10 protein-coding genes are annotated in these 11,438 nt (G+C 59.2%); 4 read left to right on the top strand and 6 right to left on the bottom strand.

Annotated elements, in window-relative coordinates:
- Positions 1 to 180: 180 nt before the first annotated feature.
- Both ACSC1S_RS01465 and ACSC1S_RS01470 read right to left on the bottom strand, forming a co-directional pair.
- Positions 181 to 510 carry a Rieske (2Fe-2S) protein gene (locus ACSC1S_RS01465; protein ID WP_435317025.1) on the bottom strand — a complete coding sequence of 110 codons (330 nt, stop codon included), beginning with the start codon at positions 508 to 510 and terminating at the stop codon, positions 181 to 183.
- Positions 507 to 1,637 carry an amidohydrolase family protein gene (locus tag ACSC1S_RS01470; RefSeq protein WP_435362850.1) on the bottom strand — a complete coding sequence of 377 codons (1,131 nt, stop codon included), beginning with the start codon at positions 1,635 to 1,637 and terminating at the stop codon, positions 507 to 509. Before ACSC1S_RS01470 ends, ACSC1S_RS01465 begins: the two co-directional genes overlap by 4 nt.
- A gap of 480 nt (positions 1,638 to 2,117) precedes the next feature.
- Here ACSC1S_RS01470 and ACSC1S_RS01475 point away from each other — a divergent pair, with 480 nt between their 5' ends.
- Together ACSC1S_RS01475 and ACSC1S_RS01480 are read left to right on the top strand one after the other, a co-directional pair.
- Positions 2,118 to 3,014 carry a DMT family transporter gene (locus ACSC1S_RS01475; protein ID WP_435362851.1) on the top strand — a complete coding sequence of 299 codons (897 nt, stop codon included), beginning with the start codon at positions 2,118 to 2,120 and terminating at the stop codon, positions 3,012 to 3,014.
- 78 nt (positions 3,015 to 3,092) lie between these two features.
- Positions 3,093 to 3,413, top strand: coding sequence for an EthD family reductase (locus ACSC1S_RS01480; RefSeq protein ID WP_435362852.1), 321 nt, complete (start codon positions 3,093 to 3,095; stop codon positions 3,411 to 3,413).
- A gap of 235 nt (positions 3,414 to 3,648) precedes the next feature.
- Here the strand turns inward: ACSC1S_RS01480 and ACSC1S_RS01485 are convergent, their stop codons facing one another.
- The 4 genes from ACSC1S_RS01485 to ACSC1S_RS01500 form a co-directional block, all read right to left on the bottom strand.
- Positions 3,649 to 4,155 carry a universal stress protein gene (locus ACSC1S_RS01485; RefSeq protein ID WP_435362853.1) on the bottom strand — a complete coding sequence of 169 codons (507 nt, stop codon included), beginning with the start codon at positions 4,153 to 4,155 and terminating at the stop codon, positions 3,649 to 3,651.
- A gap of 51 nt (positions 4,156 to 4,206) precedes the next feature.
- On the bottom strand, positions 4,207 to 5,457 hold the full coding sequence (locus ACSC1S_RS01490) for an MFS transporter (protein WP_435362854.1): 1,251 nt from the start codon (positions 5,455 to 5,457) through the stop codon (positions 4,207 to 4,209).
- 282 nt (positions 5,458 to 5,739) lie between these two features.
- Positions 5,740 to 6,672, bottom strand: a complete 933-nt coding sequence (locus tag ACSC1S_RS01495) for an ABC transporter substrate-binding protein (RefSeq protein ID WP_435362855.1) — start codon at positions 6,670 to 6,672, stop codon at positions 5,740 to 5,742.
- A gap of 408 nt (positions 6,673 to 7,080) precedes the next feature.
- Positions 7,081 to 7,893 (bottom strand): p-hydroxycinnamoyl CoA hydratase/lyase, encoded by an 813-nt coding sequence (locus ACSC1S_RS01500; RefSeq protein ID WP_435362856.1) that lies wholly within the window; start codon positions 7,891 to 7,893, stop codon positions 7,081 to 7,083.
- A gap of 188 nt (positions 7,894 to 8,081) precedes the next feature.
- Here ACSC1S_RS01500 and ACSC1S_RS01505 point away from each other — a divergent pair, with 188 nt between their 5' ends.
- Both ACSC1S_RS01505 and ACSC1S_RS01510 read left to right on the top strand, forming a co-directional pair.
- A complete protein-coding gene (locus ACSC1S_RS01505; RefSeq protein ID WP_435362857.1) occupies positions 8,082 to 9,644 on the top strand; it encodes a class I adenylate-forming enzyme family protein in 1,563 nt (520 codons plus the stop codon).
- Positions 9,645 to 9,888: 244 nt separating this feature from the next.
- Positions 9,889 to 11,427, top strand: coding sequence for a UbiD family decarboxylase (locus tag ACSC1S_RS01510; protein ID WP_435362858.1), 1,539 nt, complete (start codon positions 9,889 to 9,891; stop codon positions 11,425 to 11,427).
- Positions 11,428 to 11,438 lie beyond the last annotated feature (11 nt).

The following is an 11,438-nucleotide window of genomic DNA, read 5'->3' on the forward strand; positions in this document are numbered from 1 at the left end:
GCACTCCGTGGACTCTCTTATAGTTTGTCGGTTGTTAGCACATCAAATTGGTCGGGCCCGCTAGCAGGACAGTACCAGGTACTGGCACCTGATCTTCACCCTCCTCTCTCTGACGCCACGAGCGGCTGTCAACAGGCTCCGTGACTCGACCTTTACGGGGTCGGGTTCAGCGCTGCGCCTCTAGATTTCGACGGTAATCTTCCCGTCGTCGACGGTCACGTCGAATGTCCGAAGGCCGGTGCTTTTGTCGACGATGCTTCGGCCCGTTTCGAGGTCGAACTCCCAGAAGTGCCACGGACAGTGGACCGAATTTCGTTCGGGGTCGATGGATGGAAGGTCGGAATGGAGGACCCCCTTTCCGAGGGGACCGCCTTTGTGCACACACCGATTCGAAATCCCGTAGTACTCGCCATCGACGTTGAAGACGGCGATCGGCAACCCGTCGACTTCGAACGACTGGCCTTTACCAGGGGGAATCTCGTCAGCCGTGGCCACGTGGTGTTTCGTCATATTCTAAAGACACGCTCCGCGTTCTTCGATAGAATCTGCGTCCGGAGTTCCTCGTCGATGACGCTGGACTCGAACGTCCAGTTGTGGAGCTCCGTCGTGTAGTGGGGGAAGTCCGTCGCGAACATGAGCGACTTCTTGGCGTTTATCATCTCCAGTTGCGCCTTGAAGTGCCGGGTGTTCTTCGGAATCATCATCGGCTGGCTGGAGAACGTAAAGTTCGCTTCGACGTACTCACTGGGCAGCTTGTCCAGGTACGTCCAGCCTTCGTCGTACATCCGTTCGACCATCTGAATATCTTCTGGATGGTCCTGGTACATCTCGTCCAGTCGGTTCGACAGGAACGGTACCCAGTTAACGCCGCCTTCGATCATGGCGATGTTCAGGTCGGGGAACTTGTCGAAGACACCCGTCATAATCATGTTGCCTGTATTCATCATCGCCCGGACCGGATGGACCAGACCGTAGGCGCAGGACCACGTTCGGAGCGACTGCCCGATCGGGTCCTTCTGGTTCCAATTGGCTGTCCCGCCGCCGTGGAGCGCGAGGGGAAGGTCACGTTTGACGAGTTCCTCGAACACCTGGTCGTACTCCTGGTTCCCGAGGAGGTCGTAGTGGCCGAAGAAGCCGTACATTCCAACGATGTCGTCCTCGTCACCGACCCGGCGAACCTCTTCGGCTGCCCGCTCCGGGTCCCACTGGGGCAGCAAGGCGACGGCCTTGATGTTCTCGTGGACTGGGAGGACCTTCTCGATGACGTAATCGTTGTACGCCATCGCGATTTCGGTCTTCATCATCGGATATTGGGAGTCGGGAAGCTTGTTATAGCCTGGTGTCAGGATGGGCATGTCGATCCCCATCGCGTCCATGACTTCGACGACGTCCTCGCCCGTCTCGACTTTTCCGTGTGCTTCGAGGCCACCCTCTCCCACGGGCGTCGAGTAGCCCGGATACCAGTACGACGTTGTCGGCGGTAATCCAGTTATTTTGAGGTTCCGCTTGATTGCGTCGTGTCGGATGTAGGGTAGCAATTTCTCGATTGGAGCTCGAAAGTGGAAGTCAACGTCCACCACGAACGCCTCTCGCATCTCGTCAGTGAGCGGAAATCGCTCTGAGTCTATGACGGACATACAGGCCCACTTTTCAGCTTAGATTACATATAGCTACCGACAGTTATCATTACTTTTTAAATTCCAAAACGGGAGTTCAAGAACTTCTACATAAGAATCGAGGGGCCGATGGTCAGTTCCAACTGCCAGGAATCTCGTGGGGTACGCACGCACCGCCTCATTGAAACCGAACCCACAGGGAGCGTGCCCGGCTGCCCCGTCGTCGTCGCATACCATCGATTTATAGTGAGACCGACCATCTGGTTGGTTGAACACAGGGCAATACCTGTGACGGTCAGCTACTCCACGGAACGGGCCATGCGCACGCCAGTGACGGCGGTGGGCGGACTGCACCCCGGGCAGCCATCGAAACCACAGTCAGAATGAACCCACACAAACGCAGGATACAGGAGGAGTCGTCCGACCGATGTGCAGCGTCGGCAACCGGTCCACTGACCCGATACGCTGACTCACCGACCGGGCCGTCGATATGGTGGGTCCATGGTTGATCTGGACGGACTCCTGCTCGCTTTGCTGGCTGCGCTAGCGCTCGGCACGACCTCTATTTTAGTCAGACTCGGCACACAGGAGGGGAAGTCGACGGACGTCGCGATGTACACGTTCGGCATCAACGTCCTGCTCTTGATTCCCGTGACCGCCATCTACTACTATCCGGACTACGGGCTGACGCTGCGGGCATTTCTCGCGTTTGCGGCCGCTGGTGCCACCGGTACGCTGTTCGGCCGGGTCCTGTTCTACAGGAGCATCGAAGGAATCGGCGCAAGCAGGACGGAACCGGTGAAGGCTACGCAACCACTGCACGCTGCCATCATCGCTGCACTCGTCCTGGGGGAATCCCTGACCGCCCAGAATCTCTTCGGAATCTTGCTCATCATCCTCGGCCTGGCCGTCGTCTCTCGCGAGATCGTCAACGAACGCAAGGGCCTCCAGGCGGTTCCACCGGTCATGTTGCTCGTACCGCTCGGGGCCGCCTTCTTCTTCGGCATCGAGCCCACGTTCGCCAAGCTGGGATTCGCTGAGGGTACGCCAGTGCTGGTCGGTCTCGTTGTGAAGGTCACGACAGCGACGGCTGGGATGTTCATCTACCTCCGTTGGAAGGGAGCCGTCCCTTCCTTCTCGTTCACCGAGCTCGAGGCGAGGACCCAACAGTGGATATTCTTAGCCGGGGTGACGAACACCTGTTTCCTCTTCGCATACTACGCAGCACTGGCCGTCTCCCCCGTGGTCTTCGTCGTCCCGATAGTGCAGATGAGCCCGCTGGTTGTCGCACTCCTCTCGGTCGCGTTCCTGCCGCGAATCGAACGTGTCACGGGACGCCTCGTCGGCGCTTCGATGATAATCGTTGCTGGTGGGGTTATCGTGACGCTGACGACCTGAGGCAGGTGGGCGACATGGGTCTTCGTGTGTGTGCTGATGCCAATGTTTAAGAAACCGTTCGCCAAACTCGAAGCTACGATGTACAAGGCAATCATCCAGCTCAGCCGTGCAGACGGATACTCGTTCGACGAGTTCATCGACTACTGGGAGACGGAGCACGCGCCGCTCGCGGCGGAACTACCGAATCTCCAGAGATACGCCATCTGTCCGGTTGCAGACCCAGAGAAGGCACCACACGACGGCGTTGCGGAGCTCGTCTTCGAAACGCAGGAAGCCCTGTTCGCAGCGCTCGACTCCGAGACGTTCGGCAAGGTTCAGCAGGATGCTGCGGAGTTCACTGAGACGGACGAGACGGTCTTCTTCGTCGTCGAAGAGCGCGTTCAAGTCGACAGGTCCTGAACAGGCTCACCGAAACTTCGTACTAACACTCCGTTAGGGTGCTACCGGCGTCACTCGTCGACAGTCAGTGCCCAAACGACGTCGCCACCGACTGCCGGGCACTCGACGTACAGTTTCCGGAAGCCTAACCCGGGCCGAAACCCGTCGTCGTCTTCTTGAACGATGTGGGTTTCGCCACAGTGCATGCACTCGAATTCATCACCTGGAAGTTCCATTTAGAGGTCGATGTCGCGGGCTATTCGTGCATACAAGTCATGACGGGCCGGTTCGTGTTCAGGAGTATCGATTGCGTCGTGCTACCGAACAGGGCCTTCCCTACGGGCGAGCGCTTCCGGCCGCCGATCACGAGGTACCGAGCATCGAGCCGTTCGAGTTCCTGGGCGATCTCCTGCGTGGCTTCACCGACTCGACCTCTGGTCGTCACGTTGGTTCCCCGGTCCGAGTCGATCGTTTCGTCTATCACGTGGCGAGCGACCGAGGCAGCGTCATTCGCAGCGGAATCGATGGGATACCCCTCCGTACTATTGCTTGGTGACGCCGGGACGGAGATCTGGGATTTCGTTTCGAGTGGGTACGTGACGGAATCCTCGCTCGAAAGACGGTCGCGAACAGACTCGTATTGTTTGTCCGACATCACGTGCAGGACGACCAGTTCTTCGTCGAACGCATCGGCGAGGTCAGCGCCCGTTTCTACGACGGTCCGAGATTCTTCCTTACCGTCGACAGCGGCTAGAATCACCATACACTTGCTATCGAACAGCAGTAGTATAATTGTTGCTCCGTACCGGTTCATTCAGTCGCTCGGAGCCTCGGTCCCGGCATGTACACGTTCCCTGGGCTCGGGTGCCGACCACGCGAACACGATACCGATGGATGAGAGGACGATCGTATAGACGAAGATGCTCATATACGAGCCGGTGTACGTGAACAGGGCTCCCGTGAGTATTGGCCCGACGGTCGCGCCGAGTACCGCGACTGCACTCGTAACGGAGACGGCCGTGGCTGAGACAGAGGGTTCGACGATCTCTCTGGCGTACGCGAACAGAATGCCGATGCTGAGCTGTATCGCGAGGCCCGCGACACACAACGTGAGGATGAGCAAGACAGGGTGTACGACGACCGAGAGCAGGAGGAACGCCGGAGTCGCGATGACGAAAGACCAGATGACGATTGGTCGGCGACGTCCCCCGAACCACGTGTCCGAGAGGATGCCGCCACCCCAGCGAGACACGATTCCGGTTGCAGGGAAGAGGGCGACGAACGCACCACTGTTCACCAGTGAGTAGCCGAACTCGTCGATGAGGTAACTGGGCATCCAGTTCGTGAGGACGAGAAACGCCGAGAACGAGATGAATCCGAGGACAGCGACCTGCCACACCTGCCTGTCGACGAGGGCAGCACGGAACTGTTCGGTGGTCGGCGTCTCAGTCTGCGGGGTTGTCGGCGATGGACACCAGGACGCCGCGAGCAGCAACAGTCCGAATACGAGGACAGAGGCAACTCCGTACACCACGAAGGTTCCCGCCCAACCGACCGATTCGGAGAGGACTGGCCCCGTGAACTGGCCGAGTGCGAACCCGGCCGGCGCGCTGGTCGTGAAGAACCCGACGGCGGTCGCCCGGCTGCCCACACCGTACAGTCCGCTCGTGATCGTCACTCCGGCAGTCCACAACACGATGGTGACGACCCCGCCAGCGGCTCGGGAACTGAGCAGGGACCAGTAGCTCCCGGTGGTACCGGCGTGCCAGCCCCAGACTGCGACGACGAGCAGGCCCACCGTCGCCCATCCGAGGAGCCGAAGGTTGTGTAACCGGTCGAGAAGGACGCCGACAGGGACGTTCGCGATGACCTGTGCGGCGAGCGTGGCGCTGATCAGTGCGCTCGCCGCGAGCGGACTGATGGTCATCGACTCCTGTATCAGTGGGAACACGCTCGTCGGGACGATGATGTAGGCGTACCCGAGCGTCGTGAGAAGCCACAACGAGACAACGACCGGTGCACGTCCGTCGACCTCACCGTCCCCGACTGCGCCTCGTCTACTCATCGTTCAGCACGACCTCAAAGTCGTCCGGACGTCTTTGCGTCATGGCCTTCGCCAGGTCGAGCGCGGCGAATACAGACACACCTCGTTCGGAGAGTATCATACGTAGCAGATGCCACTGGGCAGGTCTTATAACTACCGCGACAGGCAGTGGGGGTGAGAATCAGGACCGTTGACTAACAGACGTGAGTAGCAGCGACACATCGCCATCCAGCAAACAACACCCTTAGGGTGTGTTAGAAAGTTCGAAAGTGAACGGCCACCGGAATGAAGAGCGAGAACTGTTCAGTTAGAGAGGAAACGCCGGTCGACGAGCGAATCGGTATCTGGTTTCTCTTCGATGAGCCCAGTGTCAAGTGAGAGCTGGAGCCCCGTGTCGATCTTGGCCTCCGTGAGCTGACTCGACTTGTCCTGTGGGAACATCTTGTCCTCTTTCGCGATGTCGATCGTCTGGGCCCAGATCTCGGCACCGAAGCCGGGGAAGTTCGTCGGGGAGCTGAGTGCGGCGTTTGCCAGCTCCATCGAGTCCCCGCTGTACACGTCGTTGTACGCGTTCTGCATCTCGTCGAAGATGATCTGGTACATGCCCTCCTTCTCGTTTATCTGGTCTTCCAGAAGCGTCCACTGTGCGAGGGTCATCGCATCAGTGTCGTCGTTCAGGTTGTAGAAGATCTTGGCGATGCCATCCTTCTCTGCACTCACTGCACCACTGGTGAAGACCGTCGTTGCGAGCGTGTCGCCGCTCTCCATCGCCGCGAGCCGGTTGGGTGTCCCGATGATGTACCGGTATTCACAGGCATCCGCACTCCCGAGATTGGTTGCGACAGCCGTCTTCAGCACGAGTGCCGAGAAGGACTGTGGCGAGTGTGCAACAAGGGTCTCCCCGCGGAGCTGTTCCCAGTCGTCGATCTCTGGTTGCACGATGACCTGTTGGGAGAACCGCTGGGAGAGTTCCATCACCGACTTGATGGGGAAGCCCTGGCTGGTCGCGTTGACCAGCGATGGCGGCGTCGTATACGCGAGATCTACTTCGCCACTGACCATGCCAGCGACGACGCCGGTGAAGCCGCTGAAGGTCTTGGGCTCGATAGTGACGCCACGTTCCTCCATCCGGCTGAGGAACGTCGTATACGTCGGCAGGTTGTACACCGGTCGTGCCGGTGACGGATGCCCGATTCGAAGCGTGTCGGGCAGTTCTGGTTCGTCGTTGTCCGACATCGTGGTTCCGCCACCACCACCACCGCCACCGTTGTCGTTCCCACCGCTATCGGTTGAGCCACCGTTGCTATCGTCTCCACCGCCACCGAGGCACCCTGCTATGCCCGTGAGTGCGCCGACACCAGCGACTTTGAGGAATCGTCGTCTGTTCGAAGTTGCCGCACCACCGTCTGTGGTCTGGGCAGTATTTGGTCGATTGACCATGATAGTACATCCCCTAAGGAGGTTATAATAGTTTGGGTGTTGTGAATAATGCACAAACCGGCGCTGTCGGGCGATTCGGGAAAATTTCGCCTTATATTACCATTGGTCTTCTGGGATGGTGTTGGCCTCCTCCACCGTCTGAGAGATGCGTATACTACCGTCTGAACGATACAGAAGGGCTACACGACACCGTTCCCCTACCGCTCACTTCGACTGCTCCTCGTAGGACTCGAGGCCTGGCTTGTACTTTCTGTCCCTGAACTGTTCGATTCCCTCATCGACCCACTCGTCCTGTTGATAGTATTTCATCTCCTCGCTCTTGCCCCGTTCGTAGTCGAGAGCCTCAGCGAAACTCATCTGCCTCACACGTTCCAGGACTGCGGTGTTGAACTGTAGCGCGACCGGGTTCTTTTCGACGAGGGACGAAATGAGCTCGGAGATTTCGGTCTCGAAATCTGTCTCCGGGACGGAGATGGTGATCGCACCGTTGTTCGCGGCCTCCTCGCCAGTGAACGTCTTCCCGGTCGAGGTGTAGTAAAGCGCCGTTCGGCGGTCCATCGTATTGACCGCGGCCCACATCGCACCACCACCAGGGATGATTCCGAAGTTTATCTCCGAGAGGCCGAACACGGACTCGTCGGTCGCCACGGCGAAATCACAGACCGCTTGCAAGCAGTACCCCGCGCCGAAGGTCCAGCCCTCGATTTTGGCGACTGTCGGATGTCGATACTCATAGAGCGTGGTGAACATTGCCCCGGTCGAGCGGCCAGCTTCGAGGAACGCCTTCGGCCCCTCGTTCCGTGGCTCGTGGAACCGCTTTTCAAGGTCCATCCCCGCACAGAACGCCGACCCCGCGCCCTCGATGACCACGACGCGAACCTGCCCCTCGACGCGGTCGAGCGCATCGACTACCTCGTCGGCCATCTGTGGGATTATCGCGTTTCGTTTCTCGGGCCGGTCAAGGGTGAGCGTCGCGACGCTGTCCTCGATGGCTAACTGGACGTACTCATACGTCATATTGCCCTAGCCATCTCTTCGGCCGTATCTATAGGTGCCGGTTGTCAACATATGTCGTGCGAACCTGGATTCGAGCTGCTGGGTCGAATTCGGCACCCCGGGTGACTGTCGTGTGCAGGAAGGACTGCCATCGTGCAGTGTGAACACAACACAAAGTGGTTTAACAGCTCCCATCGAATCCGGGCACGATGACGACGGCTCTGACGATAGTCGACTCGCTCGAACAAGGAGCTACCTGGTACCCGGACCGTGAGGCCCTGATACAGGGTGAGCAGGGTGACCGACGGTCTGTGACGTACCGGGAGGTAGACGAGGTGACTCGGCAGTTTGCGATCGGACTGGGCTCACTCGGCGTCGAGAAGGGTGACCGAATCGCGATGTTGAATCGCTCGACGGTCGAACACACGATCGCGTTTCTCGGTGCGCTTCGTGCTGGGGCGATTCCAGCCACGCTCCACTTCCGGGAGTCAGATGCCGCTATCCGTGCGATGGTCGAAAAGATCACCCCACGTGCGCTCGTGTTTCAGCCACAACTCGAAGCGACTGCGACCCACATCCGGGAGCGTTGCGAGACGGTCGAGACGTACATCGCACTCGACCAACTTGGTGAACCGCCGGCGTACGCGACCACGTTCACCGCCGTTACGGCGTCGAACGATTCGTCTGCCACCCTCCCATCTATCGACCGCGACGACAGTGCGTTCATCAACTTCTCGTCGGGAACGACCGGGACGCCGAAGCCAGTCGTCCACACCCACGGGAACGTCGTCGAAAGCGGCCATCTCGGAATGTTCAAGAAGGGGATTCGGCCGACGACACGAACGCTGAAGACGAACACGCCGTCGTTCATCGCCTGGGCGAACGCGACGTTCCCGGTCCTCACTGCGGGAGCATCCATTGTTTACCTCGAACGGTCGGAGCCGGCAGAGATACTCACTGCGATTAGCGCAGAGGCGGTCACCTCGGTCGTCCTTGTCCCGACTGTCTGGAAGCGGATCCTCGCGGAGGACCTCGATTCGTACGACCTCTCTTCGGTCGAACTGGCTGGATATGCTGGCGAGCCTCTGGAGCCAGCACTATTCGCTTCGATTCGGGACGCCATCACACCGAACGTGTGCACGATGTACGGGACGACGGAGACGATGTCGTCCTCGATGGTCCTCTTTCCGGCGGACGTGACCAACGGAACGCTCGATAGTATCGGGTATCCCGTTCCCAACACCGAGGTTCGATTGGTCGAACCGGGAACAAGAGACCCTGCCAATGAGGTCGAACCGGGTGAGACCGGTGAGATACTCATCCGAGGCCCCTCGGTCGCCGAAGAGATCTGGAACGACCCAGTGAGCACCCGTGAAACGTTCCACGAGGACGGCTGGGTGTTCACGGGGGATCTGGCTCACGTCGGCGATGAGACGTTGCTCTATCTGAACGGGCGACAGGACAACATGATCGTCAGCGGTGGAATCAACGTCTACCCAGAGACGGTTCGGGAAGCGATTGCATCTCACCCTCGCATCGAGGACGTTGCACTCATCGGTGTCTCGCACCGCGAGTGGGGTCAGACCCTGAAAGCGATCGTCGTCCCGTCCGACGAGACGCTCACCGAGGGCGAACTCGAAACCATCTGTCGAACCCTGCCTGCGCTCTCCGAGTATCAGCGCCCCCGGCAGTTCGAATTCGTCACTGAACTGCCGCGGACCGGGACGAACAAGATAGATTATGCAGCTCTCAAAGCGTGCTACGGAGACTAGAACTACACATCAGACAGGACCGCGGAATGCTGGTCTCCGTCTACCAGTGAACCGTATCTGGGAGGGACCTGTTGCCCTCTAGAGCGGGTTCAAACCAGCTGCGTACAGGTGAAGGTGAGACAGCTGGTGCGCGTGCGGAAGGAGAATAAGGCGGTACATGCTTGTCGGGATATTTTTCAGAAGTTATACTTTACTCGTGAAAGGTACCAAAGCGTATATGACAAATGGCACCATGGGTGACATCATGGCACAAGAGAGCCCTGGGCGAGACCTCCGTGGTTGGTTGGACCAGGTGGGGCGAGCCAACTCACTGAAGCGAATCGGCAGTGAAGTTGACTGGGACGAGGAAATGGCGGCGATAACATACGTCTCACACAAGGAAGAGGGTGCCCCGGCGCTTCTCTTCGAAAACGTGAAAGACTATCCCGAGGGGTACCGGGTGTTGTTCAACATGTTCTCCTCGAGCACCACCCGACTGGGAATCGCGATGAACGACGGGCCGAACCTCACCGAGCACGAACTCATCCAATCAGCGCGGTCCAAGCTGACGGCCAAGGAGATGCCCACCAACGTTTCCCAGGACGCCGCCCCGGTGTTCGAGAACACGGACCGCGGGGAGGATATCGACCTTCGGAAGTTCCCGGTTCCGAAGATGTGGCCGGGTGACGGTGGCCGATTCATCGGGACTGCCGACCTGACCATCACGCGAAACCCGGAGACGGGCGAACTCAACATGGGAACCTACCGGCAGATGATTCACAATGAGAATCAGACCGGTCTCTTCACCTCACCGGGGAAGGACCTGCGCCTGCACATGAAGAAGGCGTGGGAGAAGGGTGAACCCCTGGAGGTCGTCGCTGTCTACGGCGTGTTGCCCGAACTGTACCTGGCTTCCCAACTGACGTTCGGCGAAGATCAATCCGAACTGGAAATCGCTGGCGGGATCCGCGGGAGCGCGATTGAAGTGACCGAGGGTGAGATTACCGACCTCCCGATACCTGCGAACGCCGAGATCGCCGTCGAAGGGAAACTCTACCCGAACGAACGCAAGATGGAAGGTCCGTTCGGAGAGTTCACCGGCTACTACGGCCGACCCGAAGAACCCGCGGAGGTACATACGGTCGAAGCTGTCCACCACCGAGACGACCCGATTCTCACCTGCGCGCTGATGGCAGACTACCCCGGTTGTGACATCAACCTGACCTACAGTGTTGGGCGGTCTGCACGTATCTGGAATGACCTCGACACGCTCGGAATCCCCGGCATCGAAGGCGTATATGCCCACCCTGCCGGGGCGTCGGGTATGTCAATGACCGTCGTTTCCGTCGACCAGCAGTATGCTGGCCACGCTAGCCAGGCGGCGACACTCGCTGCGCAGTGTCCGGGCGGGGCGTACTACAGCAAGTTCATCGTCGTCGTCGACGAAGACGTCAATCCGGCCGACACGAACCAGGTGATCTGGGCGATGGCGACCCGCTGGGACGCCGAGCAACACACCGACATGCTCACTGATACGTGGAGCACCCCCCTCGACCCATCGCGGAACCCACCCGAGGAGCGTCCGACCGGGTCGAAACTGATCATCGACGCGACCAAGGAGTACCGGTACATCGACGAATTCCCGGAGCGCACTGCGATTCGAGAGGAGATGTATGAGGCGGTCGTCGACCGATGGGAGGACCTCGGCTTCGACTACGAGCCACCGAGCCTGCCCATCTTCTACGAGGAGGCGGCTGACGCTGAGGAGGCACCGGAAAAGAGCGATTCAACCATGGAGATGTAACGGAGGAACAA

The organism is Haloarchaeobius pelagicus (assembly GCF_051207375.1).
GTDB lineage: Archaea > Halobacteriota > Halobacteria > Halobacteriales > Natrialbaceae > Haloarchaeobius.

What these genes read in the sequence shown, in the direction of transcription:
- ACSC1S_RS01505 (WP_435362857.1), top strand. Translation starts at nt 8,082, where the DNA reads ATGACGACGGCTCTGACGATAGTCGACTCGCTCGAACAAGGAGCTACC.
- ACSC1S_RS01490 (WP_435362854.1), bottom strand. Translation starts at nt 5,457, where the DNA reads ATGAGTAGACGAGGCGCAGTCGGGGACGGTGAGGTCGACGGACGTGCA.
- ACSC1S_RS01480 (WP_435362852.1), top strand. Translation starts at nt 3,093, where the DNA reads ATGTACAAGGCAATCATCCAGCTCAGCCGTGCAGACGGATACTCGTTC.
- ACSC1S_RS01510 (WP_435362858.1), top strand. Translation starts at nt 9,889, where the DNA reads ATGGCACAAGAGAGCCCTGGGCGAGACCTCCGTGGTTGGTTGGACCAG.
- ACSC1S_RS01470 (WP_435362850.1), bottom strand. Translation starts at nt 1,637, where the DNA reads ATGTCCGTCATAGACTCAGAGCGATTTCCGCTCACTGACGAGATGCGA.
- ACSC1S_RS01485 (WP_435362853.1), bottom strand. Translation starts at nt 4,155, where the DNA reads ATGGTGATTCTAGCCGCTGTCGACGGTAAGGAAGAATCTCGGACCGTC.
- ACSC1S_RS01500 (WP_435362856.1), bottom strand. Translation starts at nt 7,893, where the DNA reads ATGACGTATGAGTACGTCCAGTTAGCCATCGAGGACAGCGTCGCGACG.
- ACSC1S_RS01475 (WP_435362851.1), top strand. Translation starts at nt 2,118, where the DNA reads ATGGTTGATCTGGACGGACTCCTGCTCGCTTTGCTGGCTGCGCTAGCG.
- ACSC1S_RS01495 (WP_435362855.1), bottom strand. Translation starts at nt 6,672, where the DNA reads ATGTCGGACAACGACGAACCAGAACTGCCCGACACGCTTCGAATCGGG.
- ACSC1S_RS01465 (WP_435317025.1), bottom strand. Translation starts at nt 510, where the DNA reads ATGACGAAACACCACGTGGCCACGGCTGACGAGATTCCCCCTGGTAAA.